Origin of the sequence: Gordonia alkaliphila (assembly GCF_023017165.1) — a bacterium.
Classification (GTDB): Bacteria; Actinomycetota; Actinomycetes; order Mycobacteriales; family Mycobacteriaceae; genus Gordonia; species Gordonia alkaliphila.
The window spans coordinates 2,086,544-2,106,480 of the sequence record NZ_JALKBW010000001.1 but is presented as its reverse complement, the minus strand read 5'-3'; the positions used below and the strand labels follow the sequence as shown (position 1 = coordinate 2,106,480).

Sequence of the window (19,937 nt, the reverse complement as noted above, 5' to 3'; positions counted from 1 at the left end):
CTTTTGTGTCCTCGAAGGCCCCTCACAGGTACCTTCGCGGACATAGAACTGCCGATCAGTGCGCGAAGTGCCGGGCACCCGTGAAGTACATGGTGATGCCCGCGGCCTGCGCGGCCTCGATGACCTCGTTGTCGCGGACCGAACCGCCGGGCTGCACCACGGCGCGCACACCGGCGTCGATGAGGACCTGCAGTCCGTCCGGGAACGGGAAGAAGGCGTCCGAGGAGGCCACCGAACCGCGGGCGCGGTCACCGGCGCGATTGACCGCGAGGTGCGCGGAATCGACGCGGTTCACCTGGCCCATGCCGACACCCACCGAGGCGCCGTCGTGTGCCAGCAGGATCGCGTTCGACTTCACCGCGCGCCCCGCGCGCCAGGCGAAGGCCAGGTCGGCGAGGGTCTGCGCGTCGGCGGGCTCGCCCACCGCAAGGGTCCAGTTGGCCGGGTCGTCGCCCTCGGCGTCGAGCACGTCGCGGGCCTGCAGCAGTGCGCCGCCGGAGATCGGGCGCAGCTCGATGCCGGACTCGGTGGGCGGCTGGGCCACCAGGATACGGACGTTCTTCTTGCGCGAGAGCACCTCCACGGCACCGTCGGCGTAACCCGGGGCGATGATGACCTCGGTGAAGATCTCCGCCACCTGCTCGGCCATCTGCACCGAGACCTCGCGGTTGGCGGCGATCACGCCGCCGAAGGCGCTGACCGGGTCGCACTCGTGCGCCTTGCGGTGTGCCTCGGCGATGTCGGCGCCGATCGCGATACCGCACGGGTTGGCGTGCTTGATGATCGCGACGGCCGGCTCGGTGTGGTCGAAGGCGGCGCGCCAGGCGGCGTCACCGTCGGTGTAGTTGTTGAACGACATCTCCTTGCCGTGCAACTGCTCGGCCTGCGCCAGACCCGCCGGGCCACCGTGGTTGGTGTACAGCGCCGCGCTCTGGTGCGGGTTCTCGCCGTAGCGCAACACCGCACTGCGATCCCAGGTGGCGCCGGTCCACACCGGGAACGACGACTCGGCGTCGGGGGCCACCACGCTGCTCATCCAAGAGGCGACGGCCACGTCGTAGTCGGCGGTGTGGCGGAAGGCCTTGGCGGCCAGCGCCTGCCGCTGCGCGAGGTCGAAGCCGCCGGCGGTGACAGCCGCGGCGACCTGCGCGTAGTCGCTCGGGTCCACCACCACGGCCACCGACGGGTGGTTCTTGGCGGCGGCACGGACCATCGACGGTCCGCCGATGTCGATCTGCTCGACGCACTCGTCAGGCGTCGCGCCGGAGGCCACCGTCTCGGTGAACGGGTACAGGTTGACGCACACCAGCTCGAACGGCTTGATGTCCAGGTCGGCCAGCTGCGCGAGGTGGTCGTCCTTGCGGGTGTCGGCCAGCACGCCCGCGTGCACGCGCGGATGCAGGGTCTTGACCCGGCCCTCCAGGCACTCCGGGAAGCCGGTCAGCTCGCTGACCTCGGTCACCGGCACACCGGCGGCGGCGATGGTCTTCGCGGTGGAGCCGGTGGAGACGATCTCCACGCCCGCCGCGTGCAGCGCGGTCGCCAGCTCGGCGAGGCCGGTCTTGTCATAGACGCTGACCAGCGCCCGTCGGATCGGCCGAGTGCCTGCGGATGCGTTCACGAGATTTGTGCCTTTCGTCCATCGGTGACCACACCTCGGGTCACCACGGCCTCCACCACGTCCGGGAGGAGTTCACGTTCTGAGATCTTGATGCGTTCGTGCAGGGTGTCGACGGTGTCGTCGGGCAGCACCGGGACCGTGGCCTGCGCCAGGATGGGGCCGGTGTCCACGCCGCCGTCCACCAGGTGCACCGTGGTGCCGGTGACCTTGACCCCGTAGGCCAGCGCGTCGGCCACCCCGTGCGCGCCGGGAAAGGCCGGCAGCAGCGCCGGGTGGGAGTTCACCACGCGACCGGCGAAGCGGCCAAGGAAGGCGGGCCCGAGGATCTTCATGAAGCCGGCCGTCACCACCCAGTCCGGTGCGAAGCGGTCGACCTCGGCCAACAGCTGCCGGTCCCAGGCGTCGCGATCGGGATGGTCGCCGAGACGACAGACCACCACGGGGAGGTCGGCGGCCTCGCCGATCTCGCGGGCCGCGCAGTCGCGATCGATCACCACAGCCGCCACCCGGAAGGACGACGACGGCGCGGCGGCGCGCTCGATCAGCGCGGCCAGCAGCGAACCGGTACCCGAAGCCATCGCCACGATGGGCACGCGCGAGTCCGACCGGTTGTTCACGCCCTGGATTTTAGTGTCCCGGGTCTGTGCTCTGCCGCTCGGGTGCGTCAGTCGACGCCTCGACCTCGTCGGATGTGACGGGGAGCTCCTCGGTCACCGCGCCCGGCATGTCGGGTTCGACGTCTTCGTCCTCGACTTCCGCGGCCTCGACGACGTCTGCATCCTCGTCGAAATCCTCGTCGACGTCGGCCTCGGCGGCGTCGGTCTCGTCGTCCTCGTCCTCGTCGTCGGTGTCGGTGTCGGTGTCCGCAGCGGTGTCCAGGTCCGGATCCTCGACGATCTCCAGGTCCGCGAACTCCGCATCCTCGGCCAGCAGCCGGTCCAGGTCGAAGTCGTCGTCGGACCCCGCCTCCGCGTCGCCGAACCAACTGGCCGGCGCCACCCGGTGGACCCCCGCGGTCACCGCGCCGAGGATCGCGATCCACGCGAAGGTGTAGACCCCGGCGAGCGGTGCGCTCACGCCCACCCGGCCGAGTTCGCCGACTGCGCCGCCCGACATGCCGCAGGCCAGCACCACCAGCGCGGCGCACGTCGCGGCGGCGACGCCGACGGCGCGCAGGTGCTTGGCGATGTCGTAGCTTCGGCAGTACCAGCCGACGGCCACCCCGACGGCCACCGGCACGACGAAGACGAACGCGCCCAGCGGGCCCATGCTCGACTCGGGAAGCAGCCCCAGGATCGGCAGCGGCGGCACGGCACCGGGATGCACGCTGATCGCGTCGATGGTCGCGGTGCCGACCTGCACGCTGGCACCGACGGCCACACCGAGCGCGCCGACCACCACGTTCGGCAGGTACAGGATCGACAGCAGAATGAGGCCGAGGTAGCCGTCGAAGGAATTGCCGGTCGCGATCAGCTCACCGATCCGGTCCCATTTGACCAGGCCCGCGATCACCACCAGCGCCAGGCCGCCACCGAGCAGCCCGGCGAAGGCCAGCAGCCCGGCGCGTCCGCCCACGCGGTCGGCCACCGGGAACTCGTACATCGCCAGCAGCGGCTGCACGCAGCGGCGGGTCGTGCCGATCGCCACGCCGATACCCTGCACCAGCAGCGTGAAGGCGAAGGCGGGCAGCGGCGCGGGCTGACCGAGCGCGGACACGGCCGCGCCATCGGCCACCACGGCCAAGGCCAAGGCGGTCCACACCAGTGGTCCGGCCAGCGCGGCACCGGCGATCGTCGCCACTTCCTGCAGGCTGTCGACCTCGCGGCAGGCCCGCGCGGTGCCCATCGCGACGGCCGCGATCAGCACCATGGTCGGCAACATCGGCAGTACGCCGACGGTCACCCCGCCGACGGTCAACGGCACCTGGTTCACCGCCAGCCACGCGGCCGCCGACTGGCTGCTGAGCCCGCCGAACGCGCCGCCGGCCAGCAGCTTGGTCACGGTGAGCACCAGCGCCAGGACCACGGTGGTGAGCACCGGCACCAGCAGCGCGACCTTCAGCAGGTTCCAGGTGGCCGTCCGGCCGACCTGGTGCTCGCCACGCCGAGCGACCCGTCCCTGTCGGAGACGGGTGACCAGAGGTTCGGTGGTTGCAGGCATCGCTATCGAGGGTGGCACGTCCGACGGCGCGCTCGAAGGGGCCACGCCGCAGCGACCGAAATTGTGATCGGCGCTGGGCGGGGATGCCGAACGCCGCCGCCCCGGCGGGGCGACGGCGTTCGGCGAAGATACTGCCGGTGCGCGGCAGCCTACTTGCTGGTGCCGTCCGAGCTCTCACCCGAGGTCTCGGTGGACGCCGACGTGTCGGGCAGACCGAAGAAGGTGGTCGCCGAGCTGTCATCGGCCGGGGTGCCCGGATCCGACGACTGGCCGGCGGTCGGCAGCGGGTTGTAGGTGGTCGCAGCGTCGCTGCCGGTCACCGAGGTCGCGGCGTCGTGCGCGGGGCCCGAGCCGTACGAGGGGGTCGAACCGTAGGAGGGGGTCGAACCGTACGAGGGCGCAGCACCGTAGGAGCTGGTCGACGGCGCACTCTGGTCGTAGGCCGGGGTGGCCGGCTGACCGTACGACGCGGCGGGTGCCGCACTGCCGTAGGCGGCCGGTGCGGCAGCGGCAGGCGCCGCAGCGCTCGGGGCCGGTGCGGTCTTGAGGTACTCGGCCTCCACCAGCAGCCAACCGACCGCTGCCAGCGCGCCGACCACGGTGAAGATCAGCAGCACGATGGCACCGGCACCGGTGTCGGCGCCTTCCCAGGCGTCCGAGCCCGCGAACATGAAGATCGTGACCATGGCCGCGGTGATGCTCAGCGCGGCGATTCCGGCGACCAACTGCTTGGTCGCGCCGGCCACCAGGGTGAGGAGCGCCAGAATGCCTGCCACGGCGAAGATGATCCACGGCGCCACGTAGAGCGTGTCGAAGAGCTTGATGGATTCGCTGGTGCGGCGGCCCCCGGCCGTGACAGCCGGCATGAAGCCGCAGAACAGCATGATCACGCCGAGGGCGCCCACCACTGCCGACAGGATCATCGGCGTGTTGTGCGGCAAGCCCTGCGACGGCGGCTTGGGCGCGGCGTACTGCTGCTGCTGACCGTACTGCTGCTGGCCGTACTGCTGCTGGGCCTGCTGGCCGTACTGCTGCTGACCGTACTGGCCGGTGCCGTACTGCTGGCCTTGACCGGAATCGCCCTGGCCGTAGCTCGGGCCTTGCGGATAAGTCACAGAGGTTCTCCTGGCTTGAGGAACGGCCACCGTCGTCAACGATGACCCGCGAACTGCATCCACGCTAGTACAGACACCTCGCGGCGCGTCGTTCCGGCGCAGCGATACGTCACCAACGATGGGCGGCGCCGCGCTCGCGATACCAGTCGATCAGGTCCGGGTCGTCGATCGACTTCGGGTCGACGTTCACGTCGTCGCGCCCGGCCAGAATCGCGGTGACCGGCACCTCCAGCTTCTTGCCGGTGCGGGTGTGCGGAATGCCCGGGGCCACGATGATCTCGTCCGGGACGTGCCGCGGCGACAGTCGCGTCTTGACGTCCGCGGCCACCTGCTTGACCAGTTCGTCGGTGAGCTCGGCGCCGGGCACCAGGGTCACGAACATCGGCATCCAGTAGGCGCCGTCCGGACCGTCGACGCCCAGCACGAAGGCCTCGGCGATCTGCTCGACGCCCTCGACCACCTCGTAGATGTCGGCCGACCCCATCCGGATGCCGTGCCGGTTCAAGGTGGCATCACTGCGGCCGTGGAACAGCAGCGAGCCGCGGTCGGTGACGGTGACCCAGTCGCCGTGCCGCCACACCGGATGCGGCAGCGGACGGTCCCATTCGTGGTCGAAGTAGGCGGCGCGGTAGCGGGCCTGGTCGTCGTCGTTCCAGAACGAGATCGGCATGGACGGCATCGGCGCGGTGACCACCAGCTCGCCCACCTCGCCGATCAGCGGCTGCGCATCCGGCGACCAGCTCTCGAGCGCGACGCCGAGATGGCGCACCGACAGTTCGCCAGCCACCACCGGCACGCCGTCGCTGCCACCGGCGAAGGCGCTGACGATGTCGGTGCCGCCGCTGACCGACGAGATCGGCAGGCCGGCGTCGACGTTCTGGTACACCCACTCGAACAGGTCGGCGGGCAGGGTGGATCCGGTGCTGCCGAGCGTGGCGAGAGCCGACAGATCATGGTCGCGGCCGGGCACCAACCCGGCCTTGCGCGAGGCGTTGAGCTGTCCGGGACTGGTGCCGAAGAAGGTGACGTGCTCGTCGGCGACGATCTGCCACAGCCGGTCGGCGTCCGGGTACAGCGGCGAGCCGCTGTAGGTGACGATCCGCGCACCCACCAGCAGCCCGGCCACCTGGTAGTTCCACATCATCCAGCTGAGCGCCGTGTGCCAGAAGAAGACCGACTTCGAGTCGAGCCCGCAGTGCAGGGCCGTTTCCTTCAAGTGCTCCACCAGGACGCCGCCGTGCCCGTGCACGATGCCCTTCGGGCGGCCGGTGGTGCCGGAGGAGAACAGCACCCACAGCGGATGGTCGGCGGCCACCTTCACCGACGGCATCGTGCGCGAGGTGTCGGTGACGACGGCGGACCACGCTGTCTCGGCCGCGCTGTCCTCGGCGCCGACCTGGATGTGCAGGACCACGTCCTCGAGGAGCCCGGCCAGTTCGGCGCTCTCGGCCCGTTTGTCGACGTCCTTGCCGTTGAAGCGGTAACCGGCGCAGGTGAACAGGGCCTTCGGGCGCAACTGCTCCAAGCGGCCGGCCGCACCCTCGGGCGCGTAGTCCTGGCCGCAGCCCGACCAGATCGCGCCGAGCGACGCCGTGGCCAGGAAAGCGATCGCGGCTTCCGGAATGTCGGGCAGGTAGGCGGCGACCACATCGCCCTCCCCGATCCCGGCGTCGGCGAGCGCCGCCGCGACCGCGGCCACCAGGCCCGGCAGCTCGCGCCAGGCGATCTCGGTGCGGTTGCCGGCCTCGTCGAGCCCGACGATCGCGGCGCCGTCCCGATCGCAATTGCGCAGGACCGCATCGACGTAGTTCAACCGAACCCCGGGGAACCAGGCGGCATCCGGCATCACCGCATCGGCCAGCACTGCCGCGTCGCCGTCGGCGAGCGGCTCGGCGGCGACGTCGTCGAGGTCGAAGAAGTCCCACACGGCGCGCCAGAAGCCGGGCAGCTCGGTCACCGAGTACTGCCACACGTCGTCGTACGACGACAGTGTGCGACCGGTCCGCTCGCGGAGCTGGGCGACGAACTGCTCATAGGGTGTCGCCGAGGCGGCGGGGTGCTCACTCATGGGTCCTACTTCACTCTCTACACAGGTGTTTACGGCTCGAGGCCGAGGAGGTCGATGGCCTGCTCGCGCATCTCCACCTTGCGCACCTTGCCGGTCACGGTCATCGGGAAGCTGTCGACGATATGCACGTACTTGGGGATCTTGTGGCGGGAGATGGAGCCGGTGGCGAACTCGCGCAGACTCTCCGCGGTCATCGGCGCAGCGCCCTCGCGCAACTGCACCCAGACCATCAGTTCCTCGCCGTACTTCTCGTCGGGCACCCCGATCACCTGCGCGTCGACGATGTCCGGGTGGGTGTAGAGGAACTCCTCCACCTCGCGCGGGTAGATGTTCTCGCCACCGCGGATCACCAGGTCCTTGATGCGGCCGGTGATGCGGACATAGCCGTCGTCGCCCATCACCGCGAGGTCACCGGTGCGCATCCAGCCGTCGTCGGTGATCGCCTCGGCGGTCTTCACCGGATCGTTGCGGTAGCCGAGCATCACCGAGTAACCGCGGGTGCACAGCTCGCCGGCCTCGCCGCGCGGCAGTTGCTCGCCGGTCGCCGGATCCACCACCTGGATCTCCAGGTGCGGGCCCACTCGGCCCACGGTGCCGACGCGCAGTTCCAGCGGATCGTCCATGCGGGTCTGCGTGGACACCGGGCTGGTCTCGGTCATGCCGTAGCAGATCGACACCTGCGACATGTGCATCTCGTCGAGCACCCGACGCATCACCGACTCGGGGCAGGTGGAGCCGGCCATGATGCCGGTGCGCAGCGAACTCAGGTCGAACGTCCGACCGGAGTCGAGCAGCGCGAGTTCGGCGATGAACATGGTCGGCACGCCGTACAGGCTGGTGCAGCGGTACTTCTCCACCGCCGCCAGGGTGGCGGCCGGATCGAAGGCCGGCGCCGGGATCACCATGGTGGCACCGTGCGAGGTGGCCGCCAGGTTGGCCATCACCATGCCGAAGCAGTGGTAGTACGGCACCGGCGTGCAGATGGAGTCGTCCGCGGTGTACTCGAGCAGCTCGCCTACCAGGTAGCCGTTGTTGCCGATGTTGCGGTGCGAGAGCGTGACGCCCTTCGGGTTGCCGGTGGTGCCCGACGTGTACTGGATGTTGATCGGATCCTCGGCGCGCAGCGTGGCCGCGGCCGCAGCCAGCTCGTCGAGCTCGGACTCGGTCGGCGGGACCAGCAGTTCGTCGAACTCCGGCGACTCGAACAGGATCACGGTCCGCAGTTCGGGCACCTCGGCCCGCACGTCGTCGAGCATCTGCGCGTAGGCCGAATCGCGGAATGCGGTGGCCGACAAGGCCACCGACGCGCCGGACTGGTTGAGTGCGTAGGCCACCTCGTGCCGACGGTACGACGGGTTGAGCACCACCAGGACGACGCCGGCCTCGGCCGCCGCGAACTGGGTCATCACCCACTCCCACCGGTTCGGCGCCCACAGCGCCAGCCGATCGCCGGGCACCATGCCCAGTCGACGCAGGCCGGCGGCGAGCGCGCGCACCTGCGCGTGGAACTCGGCGTAGGTCCACTGGCGGCCCGCCCCGTCGTCGGCGGCCGCGTCGATCAACGCCATCGAATCCGGGTGCGCGGCAGCGGTTTTCGCGAGCGTGACACCGATGGTGTCTTCCAGCAGCGCCGGGGTGCTCTCGCCCTTGGCGTACGACAGTTCGCTCATCACAGTTCCTCTCCGACGCGGCGCAGCACCGCGACCGCCTGTCCGAAGACGGGCGCGTCGACCATCTGTCCTTCGAATGCGAACACTCCGCCGCGGAACTCCTCGGCGGCGGCGAGCAGACGCCGCGCCCACGCCACTTCCTGCGGGGACGGCGCGTAACCGTCGCGGACCACTTTGGCCTGCGACGGGTGGATGCAGGCGGTACCGGCGAAGCCGAGGGCCACGGCGTCGCGGACCTCCAGGTCCAGGCCGACCACGTCGGCGATGTCGACGTGCACCGCGTCGATGGCGGCCTTGCCGAAGGCGCCGGCGGCCAGGCGGACGCGGGCCCGCGCGAAGCGCGGGACGTCGCGGTAGGCGCCGGCCCCGGGCTCGGAGTCGCCGAACCGACTGGACTTGCCGCCCAAGCCGACGACGAGATCCTCGGCGCCCCACATCAGGCCCACGCAGTTGTCGACCGCGGCGATCTCCTCGCAGCGCACCACCCCCAGCGGGGTCTCGATGAGGGCGACCACCGAGTAGTCGAGTCCGGCGACGACGGCCGCGTCCTGCGCCTTGGCCAGCATGATCACGCGGTACTCGGTCTGTGCCAGGGCGGCCAGGTCGGCGGCGTGCTCGGCGGTGTCGGCCGCGTTGACGCGCACCACTACGCGCGCCGGATCCAGCGGGGTGTCGACCAGCGCCTGGCGGGCGGCGGCCTTGTTCTCCGGGGACACGGCGTCCTCGAGATCGAGGATCACCACGTCGGCGCGCTCGGCCGCCTTCGCGTAGCGCTCGGGTCGGTCGGCCGGGCAGAACAGCAGGGCCGGTCCGGCCGGGAGCCAGCCGTACTCAGTGGGGGCGTCGGTCATCATTGTCCTTCGGGATCGAGACGTACCAGGGTGGAACGGGAGGCACGGGCCACCACGACGCCGTGCTGATTGCGGCCGATGTGGGTCAGCGACACCACACCCTCCCCCGGCCGCGACGTGGACACGCGCTTGCCGGTGCACTCGGTCTCCGCGTACAGCGTGTCGCCGGCGAACATCGGTGCGGGGAAGGCGATGTCGGAGAACCCGAGGTTGGCCACCAGGGTGCCCTGCGTCAGCTGCGCCACCGACAGGCCGACGATCGTCGACAGCGTCAGCATCGAGTTGATCAGGCGCTGGCCGTCGAATCCGGGCTGGGCCGCCGACCACGCCGCATCCAGGTGCAGCGCCTGGGTGTTCATGGTCAGCGTGGTGAACAGGACGTTGTCGGCCTCGGTGAGGGTGCGGCCCGGCCGGTGCTCGTAGATCGCGCCGACTTCGAATTCCTCGAACCACAGGCCGCGCTGGGTGATGCGCACGCCGGACGAGGCGGCGTCGGCGCTCATGCCGGCAGTCCGAGCGAGCGCGCGATCAGCATGAGCTGCACCTCGGTGGTGCCTTCGCCGATCTCCAGGATCTTGGAGTCGCGGTAGTGCCGCGACACCGTGTACTCGTTCATGAAGCCGTAGCCGCCGTGGATCTGCGTGGCCATGCGCGCGTTGTCCATCGCGGCCTCGCTGGAGATCATCTTGGCGATGGAGGCCTCCTTCTTGAAGGGCTTGCCCGCCAGCATCTTCGCCGCGGCGTCGTAGTAGGCGGTGCGCGCCGCGAAGGCCCGGGCCTCCATCCGCGCGATCGCGAACGAGATCGACTGGTACTGGTCGATCGACTTGCCGAACGACTGCCGCTCGGCGGCGTACTTGATCGACTCGTCGACGCAGCCCTGCGCCACACCGGTGGCCAGACCGGCGATCGCGATGCGTCCCTCGTCGAGGATGGACAGGAAGTTGGCGTAGCCGCGGCCGCGCGTGCCCAGCAGGTTCTCCCGCGGCACCCGGACGTCGGTGAAACTCAGCGGATGGGTGTCCGAGGCGTTCCAGCCGACCTTGTCGTAGGCCGGTTCCGCGACGAAGCCGGGCGTGCCCGCGGGCACGATGATGGTGGAGATCTCCTTGCCGCCGTCCGGGCGGGTGCCGGTGACCGCGGTGACGGTGACCAGCGAGGTGATGTCGGTGCCGGAGTTGGTGATGAACTGCTTGCCGCCGTTGATCACCCATTCGTCGCCGTCCTCGACGGCGGTGGTGGCGGTTGCGCCGGCGTCGCTGCCCGCGCCCGGTTCGGTGAGTCCGAAGCCGGCCAGCCGCTTGCCCTCGGCGAGGTCGGGCAGCCACCGCTGTTTCTGCTCCTCGGTGCCGAACTTGTAGATGGGCATGGCGCCGAGGCCGACGCCGGCCTCCAGGGTGATGGCCACCGACTGGTCCACCTTGCCGAGTTCTTCGAGCGCAAGCGCCAGGGCGAAGTAGTCGCCGCCCATGCCGCCGTACTCCTCGGGGAACGGCAGGCCGAACAGGCCCATCTCGCCCATCTGCTTCACCACGTCGTACGGGAACGACTTCTCCTTGTCGTGCTTGTACGACACCGGGGCCACCACCTGCTGGGCGAAGTCGCGCACGCTGCCGATGAGGTCGGTGTATTCCTGGCTCAGTTCCATCTGGGAAGTACCTTCTTGATCGTGGTGTTTCTAGGGCTGACGTTAGTGACTGACCGCGTGTGGACACGGCCTACTGCCGGGTAATGACTCAGGCCTCATTCTCGACGACGACCTGCGCCAGCATCTGCTGGGCATCCACCTTCTGCCCGACCTTGACGGCGATCGACGCGACGCCGGCGGCTGGAGCACGCAGAGTGTGCTCCATCTTCATGGCCTCGACCACCACCAGCGGATCACCGGCCGCGACCGCGGTGCCGTCGACGCCCGGGACGGCGACGACGGTGCCCGGCATCGGGCTGCGGACGTCACCGGCCGCCTCGGCGTCGTCGGTGTCGGCCAGGGTGTGGGCCAACTGCATCACCCAGGTGCCGTCCTCGCCGGACACCCAGCGCGCCGTCGACGACGTCTGCTGGACCACCCAGCGGGCGCCGATGCCGTTGCAGCGCACGGTGACCGCGTGCTCGCCGCGCGGACGGAGGTAGACGGTGCCCTGCCAGACCTCGGCGTCGTCGTCGCCGGTGATGGTTACCTCGGCGTGCAGGGTGCGGGTGTCCGAGTCGGTGACCAGCGCCGAGACCCGGTAGGTCCGACCGTCGCAGACGAGGCGGGTGACGATGGGCGACGGCACGCCGATCCGGAAGGCCACCGCGCTGGTCCACACGTCGTCGGCGTCGCCGAGGTCGAGGGTGCCGAGCGCGCCGGCCACCAGGGCGGCGGGAGTGGGCGTCGGGGCGGCGTAGTCCACCACGAGGCGGTCGAGCAGTTCGGTGTCGAGTTCGCCGGCACGCACCCGCGGCTGCCCCAGCACGTAGCGGCAGAAGTCGATGTTGGTGCCGACGCCGACCAGCGCGGTGTCGGCGAGCGCCTCGTCGAGCCGGTCGAGCGCCTCGGTGCGGTCGGCGCCGTGGCAGATGATCTTGGCCAGCATCGGGTCGTAGTCGGACCCGATCACCGAGCCCTCGTCGATGCCCGAGTCGATCCGGACGTGCGACGCCAGGCCGGTGGGCCACCGCAGCGTACGGACGGCACCGCCGGTCGGCAGGAAACCCTGCGCCGGGTCCTCGGCGTAGATGCGCGCCTCCACCGCGTGGCCGGTGAGCACCACGTCGTCCTGCGCGATGGTCAGGACCTCGCCGCGGGCCACCCGCACCTGCTGCTCCACCAGGTCCACGCCGGTGACCATCTCGGTGACCGGGTGCTCCACCTGCAGGCGGGTGTTCATCTCCATGAAGTAGAAGTCGTCGGGCGCGGAGGCCGAGACGATGAATTCGACGGTGCCTGCGCCGGTGTAGCCGACGCTGCGGGCCGCATCGCAGGCGGCCGCCCCGATGCGGGCGCGCGTCTCGGGGGTCAGCAGCGCCGACGGCGCCTCCTCGATGACCTTCTGGTGGCGGCGCTGCAGCGAGCACTCGCGCTCGCCGAGGTGGATCACGTTGCCGTGCTCGTCGGCCAGCACCTGCACCTCGATGTGGCGCGGGGTCAGCACGAAGTGCTCGAGGAACAGCGCGTCGTCGCCGAAGGCCGACGCGGCTTCGCGACGCGCGGTGATGAGTGCGGCCGGGAGCTCGGCGGGATCGTCGACGCGGTGCATGCCCTTGCCGCCGCCGCCCGCGCTCGGCTTGATGAGGACGGGGAACCCGATGCCGGGCGCGGCCGCGATCAGTTCCTCGTCGGTGAGGCCCGGGCGGGACAGGCCCGGCACCACCGGGACGCCGCGTTCGGTGACCGCGGCGCGCGCGGTGATCTTGTCGCCCATGGTCGCGATGGCCTGCGCCGGCGGGCCGATGAACGCGATGTCGGCGGCGGCCAGCGCGGCGGCGAACTCCTGGTTCTCGGAGAGGAAGCCGTAGCCGGGGTGCACGGCATCGGCGCCGGTGGCGCGGGCGGCCTCGACGACCTTGGCGATGTCGAGGTAGCTCTGCGCGGCAGGCGCCGGGCCGAGTCGGACGGCGATGTCGGCGGCCCGCACGTGCGGGGCGTGTGCGTCGGCGTCGGAGTACACCGCGACCGAGCGGATGCCCATGGTGCGCAGGGTGTCGATCACGCGGCAGGCGATCTCGCCGCGGTTGGCCACCAGCACGCTGCGGATGGTGCGCGGGCTCGCGGTGGCGGTGGAAACAAGTGCGGTTGTCATCGGTGAAGTCCTGTGGTCGTCGCGAAGGGGCGGGTCCGGTGTGCGGGTGGGCCGATCACATGCGGAAGACGCCGTTGTTGACGTCGCCCAGCGGTGCGTGGCGGCAGGCTTCGAGCGCCAGGCCGAGCACGGTGCGGGTGTCGGCGGGGTCGATGATCCCGTCGTCCCAGAGTCGGGCGGTGGAATAGTACGAGTCCGACTGCGTCTCGAACTGCTTGCGGATCGGCTCCTTGAAGGCCTCCTCGTCCGCGGCCGGCCACTGTTCGCCGGAGCGTTCATACTGGCCGCGGCGCACCGTGGCGAGGGTGTCGGCCGCCTGCGGGCCGCCCATCACCGAGATACGGGCGTTGGGCCACATCCACAGGAAGCGCGGCGAGTAGGCCCGGCCGCACATCGAGTAGTTGCCTGCGCCGAAGGAACCGCCGATGATCACGGTCAGCTTGGGCACGCGCGCGCAGGCGACGGCGGTGACCATCTTGGCGCCGTTCTTGGCGATGCCGCCCTCCTCGTACTGGCGACCCACCATGAAGCCGGTGATGTTCTGCAGGAAGATCAGCGGGATCCGGCGGCGATCGCACAGCTCGATGAAGTGCGCGCCCTTCTGCGCGGACTCGGAGAACAGGACGCCGTTGTTGGCGACGAAGCCCACCGGGTGGCCGTGGACAGTGGCGAACGCGGTGACCAGCGAGGTGCCGTAGCCGGCCTTGAACTCGGTGTATTCGCCGCCGTCGCTGAGGGTCTCGATCACCTCGCGCACGTCGTACGGGATACGCGGATCGGTGGGAACCGCGTCGTACAGGTCGGTCTGCGGGCGGATCGGCGCGACGGTCGCGGTGGTCTCCCACTGCGCCGGGTCCTGCGGGCCGAACGTCGCGACGATCTCGCGGACCTTGGCCAGCGCCTGCTCGTCGTTGTCGACGAGGTGGTCGGTGACGCCGGAGACGGTGGAGTGCATGGTGCCGCCGCCGAGGTCTTCGGCGGTGACGTCCTCACCGGTGGCCGCCTTCACCAGCGGCGGACCGGCCAGGAAGATGGTGCCCTGGTTGCGGACGATGACGTTCTCGTCGCTCATCGCCGGGACGTAGGCGCCGCCGGCGGTCGACGATCCGAGCACCGCGGAGATCTGCGGGATGCCGGCCGCGCTCATGTTGGCCTGGTTGTAGAAGATGCGGCCGAAGTGCTCCCGGTCGGGGAAGACGTCGTCCTGGTTCAGCAGCATCGCGCCGCCGGAGTCGACCAGGTAGATGCACGGCAGCCGGTTGGCCGCGGCGATCTCCTGGGCCCGCAGGTGCTTCTTGACCGTCACCGGGTAGTAGGTGCCGCCGGAGACGGTGGCGTCGTTCGCGACGATCATGCATTCGCGTCCGTGGATCCGCCCGATGCCGGCGACGACGCCCGCGGCGGGCGCCTTGCCGTCGTACATGTCGAAGGCGGCGAGCGGAGACACCTCCAGGAACGGAGAGCCCGGGTCGAGCAGACCGTCGATGCGATCGCGCGGCAGCAGTTTGCCGCGGCTCAGGTGCCGTTCCCGCGCCTTGTCCCCGCCGCCCTGGGCGGCCTGCGACAGGCGGTCGCGCAGCACCTCGACGTTGGCGCGATGCGCGTCCGCACCGGTCAGGCCCAGACCGGTCGAGTCCGTACCGGTGATGTCCTCCGTGGTGGTCATCGACGCCCTTTCTGCCGTCTCGAAATATCAGTTATTGATGATTAACTGAATGCAGATTACGTGACGGACGTCCACTTGTACAGCCTCTCACTTCCGCGCCGCGAACGTGACCTGGCACACAGTTCGCTATCCTGAGGTCAGGCCGCACCACCACCGCGGCCGCACACCGCTCGCTGCCGCCCCCACCCGGGATCCGGCCTCGCGAGCTGACACGAAGGCTCAGGTGAACCATGACCATCGCCGATCAGCAGGCCCCAGCGGCCGCGTCCCCGCTCGACGACCGGTACTCCGCCGCATCCGGGCTCGTCCTCCTCCCCGGTATCGCCGCGCTGCTGCGCATGATCGGCGATAGGACCCGCGAGGACCGACGTTCCGGACTGCGCACCGCGTCGTTCGTCTCCGGCTACGAAGGATCGCCGCTGGCCGGCTACGACCTGGAACTCGGTCGTCGCGCCCCCTACCTCGCCGCTCACGACATCACCCACCGCCCGGCGCTCAACGAAGAGCTCGCCGCCACCGCCGTGATGGGTGCACAGCTCGCCGCCCGTATCGGACACCTGTCACCGGACGCCACCGGCGCACCGCGCGACGGCGTCGTCGGCTACTGGTACGGCAAGGCCCCCGGCCTCGACCGCGCCACCGACGCCCTGCGGCACGCCAACATGATCGGCACCCACCCGGCCGGCGGCGCCGTCGCGCTGGTCGGCGACGACCCCGGCGCGAAGAGCTCCACCATCCCGTGCGCCTCCGAGATGGCGCTGGCCGACCTCTACATGCCGATCCTCTACCCCGCCGACAGCAGCGACATCCTCCGCTTCGGTGTGCACGCCGCGCTGATGAGCCGCACCTCCGGCCTGTGGACGTCACTCAAGATCTCCGCGCACGTGGCCGACGGTACGTCGACCGTGCTGCTCGATCCCGACCGCCTCGCAGCCGACTACGGCACACTCGGCCCCAGCCTGCACGTGCCGCACGGCAAACTGCTCGGCCCGGATCTGATGGAGGCCGAACACAATCAGCTGACCATCCGACTCCCGCGCGCGGTGGAGTACGCCCGTCTCAACGGCGTGAATCAGATCGCCGCCCGCACCGGCGACGACCGCCTCGGCATCGTCGCCGCGGGCAAGACCTACCTCGACGTGCGCGAGGCACTGCGCCTGCTCGGCATCGACGACGCCGACCTGGGTCGCCTCGGCATCCGCCTGCTCAAGCTCGGCATGGTGTATCCGCTGGAACCCGGCATCGTCGAGACCTTCATCGACGGGCTCGACGAGGTGATCGTCGTCGAGGAGAAGCGCGACTTCATCGAAACCATGCTGCGCGATCTGCTCTTCGGCCGGCGCGACGTGCCGCGCATCGTCGGCAAGGCCGAGGAGGACGGGACCCCGCTGTTCTCCCGCTTCGGCGAACTCGACGTCGACGCCGTGCTGCGCGGGTTGGCGCGACGCCTCGGCCGCACCCATCGCGTCGAACCGGCCGTGCGGTGGCTGGAGCGGCCCGCCCCGCGCAGCGCCCGGATCCGACTGCCGCTGGCGGTGCGGTCGCCGTACTTCTGCTCGGGCTGCCCGCACAACAGCTCCACCCCGGTGCCGCCGGACACCCTGGTCGGCGCCGGGATCGGCTGCCACGCGATGGTGCTGCTGATGGATCCGGCGCAGGTCGGCGACGTGACCGGCGTGACGCAGATGGGCGGCGAGGGCGCCCAGTGGGTCGGCATGTCGCCGTTCGTGCAGGAGAAGCACTTCGTGCAGAACATCGGCGACGGCACCTTTCTGCACTCGGGCTCGCTGGCCGTGCGTGCCGCCGTCGCGGCCGGGGTGAGCGTGACCTACAAGCTGCTGTTCAACGGCACCGTCGCGATGACCGGCGGGCAGGACCCGGTGGGTCAGATGAGCCTGCCGCAGCTGGTGTCCCTGCTCAAGGCCGAGCGCGTCGCCGCCGTCGTGGTGACCACCGACGATCCGGCGCGCACCCGGCGGGAACTGCGTCGGGCCCAGGTGTCCGCGCCGGTGCGCCACCGCGACGACCTCGAGACCGTGCAGACCGAGCTCGCCGCGGTGCCCGGTGTCACGGTGCTCATCCACGATCAGCCGTGCGCCGCCGAGCTCCGCCGCAAGCGCAAGCGCGACCTGGCGCCCACCCCGCGCACCCGGGTGATGATCAACGAGCGCATCTGCGAGGGCTGCGGCGACTGCGGCGCGAAGTCGAACTGCCTGTCGGTCCACCCGGTGCCGACCGAGTTCGGACGCAAGACCCGCATCGACCAGAGCTCCTGCAACCTCGACGACTCGTGCCTGGACGGCGACTGCCCGGCCTTCGTGACCGTGACTCCGGCCGGTCGTCGAGCCGCGCGCCAGGTGGCGCCGCTGGTCGCGGCGGAGCTGCCCGACCCCGTGCGCCGCGGTGACGCCGACCGCGGGTGCACCGTCCGGATCACCGGCATCGGCGGCACCGGCGTGGTCACGGTGTCGCAGGTGCTGGCCACGGCCGCGGTGTTCGACGGCCTGGACGCCCGCACCGTCGACATGACCGGGCTCGCGCAGAAGGGCGGCGCGGTGGTCAGCGACCTGAAGCTGTCCGTCGACCGCTCCGAGCGCGCCGCCAAACTCGCCACCGGGGAGTGCGACCTCTATCTGGCGTGCGATCAGCTGGTCGGCGCCGATCCGACCAACCTGAAGGTGGTCTCCCCCGAGCGCACCACGGCGGTGGTCTCCACCGCGCAGGTGCCGACCGGAGCGATGGTCAGCGACACCGCGACGACCTTCCCCGATCCCGCGCGCGTGCAGTCGTCGATCGACGCCGACGTCGCCCGCTCGGTGCACTTGGATGCCGCAGGCCTGGCCGACGACCTGTTCGACGACGAGCAGTACGCCAACATGCTGATGGTCGGCGCCGCCTACCAGTCGGGTGCGCTGCCGATCTCGGCCGCGGCGCTCGAGCGGGCCATCGCAGTGAACGGGGTGGCGGTCGACCGCAACGTGCAGGCGTTCCGCCGCGGACGCCAGGCGGTCGCCGATCCGGCCGGGCTGGCCGCCGCGGCTCGCGGCCCCGAACACACCGCACCGGTGGCGAGCGTCGCCGCACGTGCGGCGGCCTCGCTCGACGGCGCCGACGAGCGGGTCCGCGCCACCGTCGCCCGTCGCTACGACGAACTGATCGCCTTCCAGGACGAGGCCTACGCGCAGCGCTGGCTGGCCGACGTCGCGGCCGTGCACACGCGCGTCGGCCACCCCGACCTCACCGACGCGGTGGCGCGCAATCTGTACAAGCTGATGGCCTACAAGGACGAGTACGAGGTGGCCCGACTGACCGCCGACCCCGACTTCGCCGACGAGGTCACCGCTGCGTTCGGCGACGATGCCGCCGTGGCGATCCGCCTGCACCCGCCGCTGCTGCGCGAGCTCGGCATGCGCCGCAAGATCGCCTTCGGGACCTGGTCCACGCCGGTGTTGCGGACCTTGGCCGGCGCCAAGCGACTGCGCGGGACGCGCTGGGATCCGTTCGGCCGCACCGAGGTGCGTCGTACCGAACGCGCGCTGATCGACGAGTACCGTGCCGCGCTGGAGCAGGTGGTGAACGCTCTGGGCACCGCCCCGGACGCCGCCGCGCTGGCCGAGGCCGTCGCGACGGCGGAGCTCCCCGACCTGGTCCGCGGCTACGAGGGCATCAAGATGGCCAACGTGCAGCGCTTCCGCGCCGAGCTCGCGCGGCGGCTAACTTAGGTCGGCGAGGAGGGCGGCCAGCGCCATGCGGGCGAGCAGCGTCCGCAGCGCGGCCTCGTCGAACGACGGCAGGCGCGGCGACGAGTTGAGCAGCCCGAAGCCCGCGTGGACGCGGACGCGGGCTTCGTCGTCGGCGAGCGTGCGGCCGTCCTCGACCGCCACCGCGAGCAGCACCTGCACCCAGCTCTCCACGTAGCGGCGCTGCAGCGAACGCACCCGGCGGTTGGCGTCCGGGCTGAGCGAACCCAGGTCCCGGTCCTGCACGGCGATGAGGTCGGGCTTGGTCACCAGCACGTCGATGTGGAACTCGATGAGGCTGCCGAGCACCTCTCGCGGCGGCCCGCCCCGGTCGATCACCTCGGCGCCGCCGGCGTACAGCCGCTCACTGATGTCGAGGAGAAGCTGGTCCAGGACGTCGTTCTTGGACGCGAAGTGGCGATACATCGCCGGGCCGCTCACGCCCACTTCGGCACCGATGTCCTCCAAGCGGACACCGGCGAAACCGCGGGCCGCCATCTGGCGGGCGGCCGCGGCGAGCAACTCCACCCGCCGGGCAGCCTTCGCTTGGCCTCGGCGGGTGGTGGGTGCTGCGTCGACGGAGTGGTCGGTCACGCCTCTTCGTTGAGCCCGTCCATGATGACCGCCGCACCGATGAGCAGCAGCTGGAACGAACCGAAGATCAGCGCGAGGATGGCGCCGGTCCCCAGGCTGATGAAGCCGGGCAGAGCCAGCGCGCACGCGAGCAGGCCGAGCCAGGAGACGACGACCAGGAAGGCCACGTGCGGCAGGAACCGACGCCACTTGGCGGCCACGAAACCGAACGCTGCGACCGCGGCGGCGCCCAAGCCGAGCAGGAACCAACCGGGCGTGAAGACCATCGTCAGGAACGCCGGAATACCGATGCTGTTGCCCTGGTCCATGGCCCAGTCCTCGGCCTTGGAGTCGATGGTCTCACCGATGGTCACCCACGACAGGAAGCCCATGAAGAAGGTCACCAGGCCCATCAAGCCGGAACCGACCGCCAACTTGATCGGCAGCGGCATCAGGGCGAGGAACGACGGCCGGGCAGGCTGCGCGTACTGCGGGGGACCGGCCTGGGGCGGACCGTACATTCCGGTCTGGCCGGGTGGGATCGGCTGGCCGGTGCCTTGGGTGGGCGGGCCGTAGTTCGGATACGGACCACCGGTCTGCGGCCCCGTGACGTGCTGCGTCGGGGCGCTCGGTGCACCGGGCACCCACTGCTGACCGTAGTTCTCGTTCTCGCTCATCTTCGTATTGAACC

At 70.5% G+C, this 19,937-nt stretch carries 14 protein-coding genes; 1 reads left to right on the top strand and 13 read right to left on the bottom strand.

Annotated features, from left to right (window positions below):
* Positions 1–55: 55 nt before the first annotated feature.
* The 11 genes from purH to MUG78_RS09435 form a co-directional block, all read right to left on the bottom strand.
* Complete coding sequence (purH, locus tag MUG78_RS09485; protein WP_246994202.1) at positions 56–1,621, bottom strand: bifunctional phosphoribosylaminoimidazolecarboxamide formyltransferase/IMP cyclohydrolase; 1,566 nt, start codon at positions 1,619–1,621, stop codon at positions 56–58.
* Complete coding sequence (gene purN, locus MUG78_RS09480) at positions 1,618–2,199, bottom strand: phosphoribosylglycinamide formyltransferase (RefSeq protein ID WP_246996949.1); 582 nt, start codon at positions 2,197–2,199, stop codon at positions 1,618–1,620. Before purN ends, purH begins: the two co-directional genes overlap by 4 nt.
* 49 nt (positions 2,200–2,248) lie before the next feature.
* Complete coding sequence (locus tag MUG78_RS09475) at positions 2,249–3,781, bottom strand: cell division protein PerM (RefSeq protein WP_246994200.1); 1,533 nt, start codon at positions 3,779–3,781, stop codon at positions 2,249–2,251.
* Between the two features lie 149 nt (positions 3,782–3,930).
* Complete coding sequence (locus tag MUG78_RS09470) at positions 3,931–4,896, bottom strand: DUF5336 domain-containing protein (protein WP_246994198.1); 966 nt, start codon at positions 4,894–4,896, stop codon at positions 3,931–3,933.
* A 109-nt stretch (positions 4,897–5,005) separates the two neighbouring features.
* A complete protein-coding gene (locus MUG78_RS09465; protein ID WP_246994196.1) occupies positions 5,006–6,964 on the bottom strand; it encodes an acetoacetate--CoA ligase in 1,959 nt (652 codons plus the stop codon).
* A gap of 29 nt (positions 6,965–6,993) precedes the next feature.
* Positions 6,994–8,634 carry an AMP-binding protein gene (locus tag MUG78_RS09460; RefSeq protein ID WP_246994194.1) on the bottom strand — a complete coding sequence of 547 codons (1,641 nt, stop codon included), beginning with the start codon at positions 8,632–8,634 and terminating at the stop codon, positions 6,994–6,996.
* Complete coding sequence (locus MUG78_RS09455) at positions 8,634–9,485, bottom strand: HpcH/HpaI aldolase/citrate lyase family protein (RefSeq protein ID WP_246994192.1); 852 nt, start codon at positions 9,483–9,485, stop codon at positions 8,634–8,636. Before MUG78_RS09455 ends, MUG78_RS09460 begins: the two co-directional genes overlap by 1 nt.
* On the bottom strand, positions 9,485–9,988 hold the full coding sequence (locus MUG78_RS09450; RefSeq protein WP_246994190.1) for a MaoC family dehydratase: 504 nt from the start codon (positions 9,986–9,988) through the stop codon (positions 9,485–9,487). Before MUG78_RS09450 ends, MUG78_RS09455 begins: the two co-directional genes overlap by 1 nt.
* A complete protein-coding gene (locus MUG78_RS09445) occupies positions 9,985–11,133 on the bottom strand; it encodes an acyl-CoA dehydrogenase family protein (protein ID WP_246994188.1) in 1,149 nt (382 codons plus the stop codon). The genes MUG78_RS09450 and MUG78_RS09445 overlap by 4 nt, the downstream gene beginning before the upstream one ends.
* Before the next feature lie 88 nt (positions 11,134–11,221).
* The gene (locus MUG78_RS09440) at positions 11,222–13,267 is read right to left on the bottom strand and encodes an acetyl/propionyl/methylcrotonyl-CoA carboxylase subunit alpha (RefSeq protein WP_246994186.1); all 2,046 of its coding nucleotides are present in this window, start codon (positions 13,265–13,267) and stop codon (positions 11,222–11,224) included.
* A 55-nt stretch (positions 13,268–13,322) separates the two neighbouring features.
* On the bottom strand, positions 13,323–14,933 hold the full coding sequence (locus tag MUG78_RS09435) for a carboxyl transferase domain-containing protein (RefSeq protein WP_246994184.1): 1,611 nt from the start codon (positions 14,931–14,933) through the stop codon (positions 13,323–13,325).
* A 230-nt stretch (positions 14,934–15,163) separates the two neighbouring features.
* Between MUG78_RS09435 and MUG78_RS09430 the strand changes: the two genes are divergently transcribed.
* On the top strand, positions 15,164–18,655 hold the full coding sequence (locus tag MUG78_RS09430) for an indolepyruvate ferredoxin oxidoreductase family protein (RefSeq protein ID WP_246994182.1): 3,492 nt from the start codon (positions 15,164–15,166) through the stop codon (positions 18,653–18,655).
* Here MUG78_RS09430 and MUG78_RS09425 read toward each other — a convergent pair.
* Positions 18,647–19,267: a TetR/AcrR family transcriptional regulator gene (locus MUG78_RS09425; RefSeq protein ID WP_246994180.1), complete on the bottom strand. Its 621-nt coding sequence runs from the start codon at positions 19,265–19,267 to the stop codon at positions 18,647–18,649. The two genes, MUG78_RS09430 and MUG78_RS09425, sit on opposite strands and share 9 nt — an antisense overlap.
* Complete coding sequence (locus tag MUG78_RS09420; RefSeq protein WP_246994171.1) at positions 19,264–19,923, bottom strand: DUF5336 domain-containing protein; 660 nt, start codon at positions 19,921–19,923, stop codon at positions 19,264–19,266. Before MUG78_RS09420 ends, MUG78_RS09425 begins: the two co-directional genes overlap by 4 nt.
* Between the last annotated feature and the right edge of the window lie 14 nt (positions 19,924–19,937).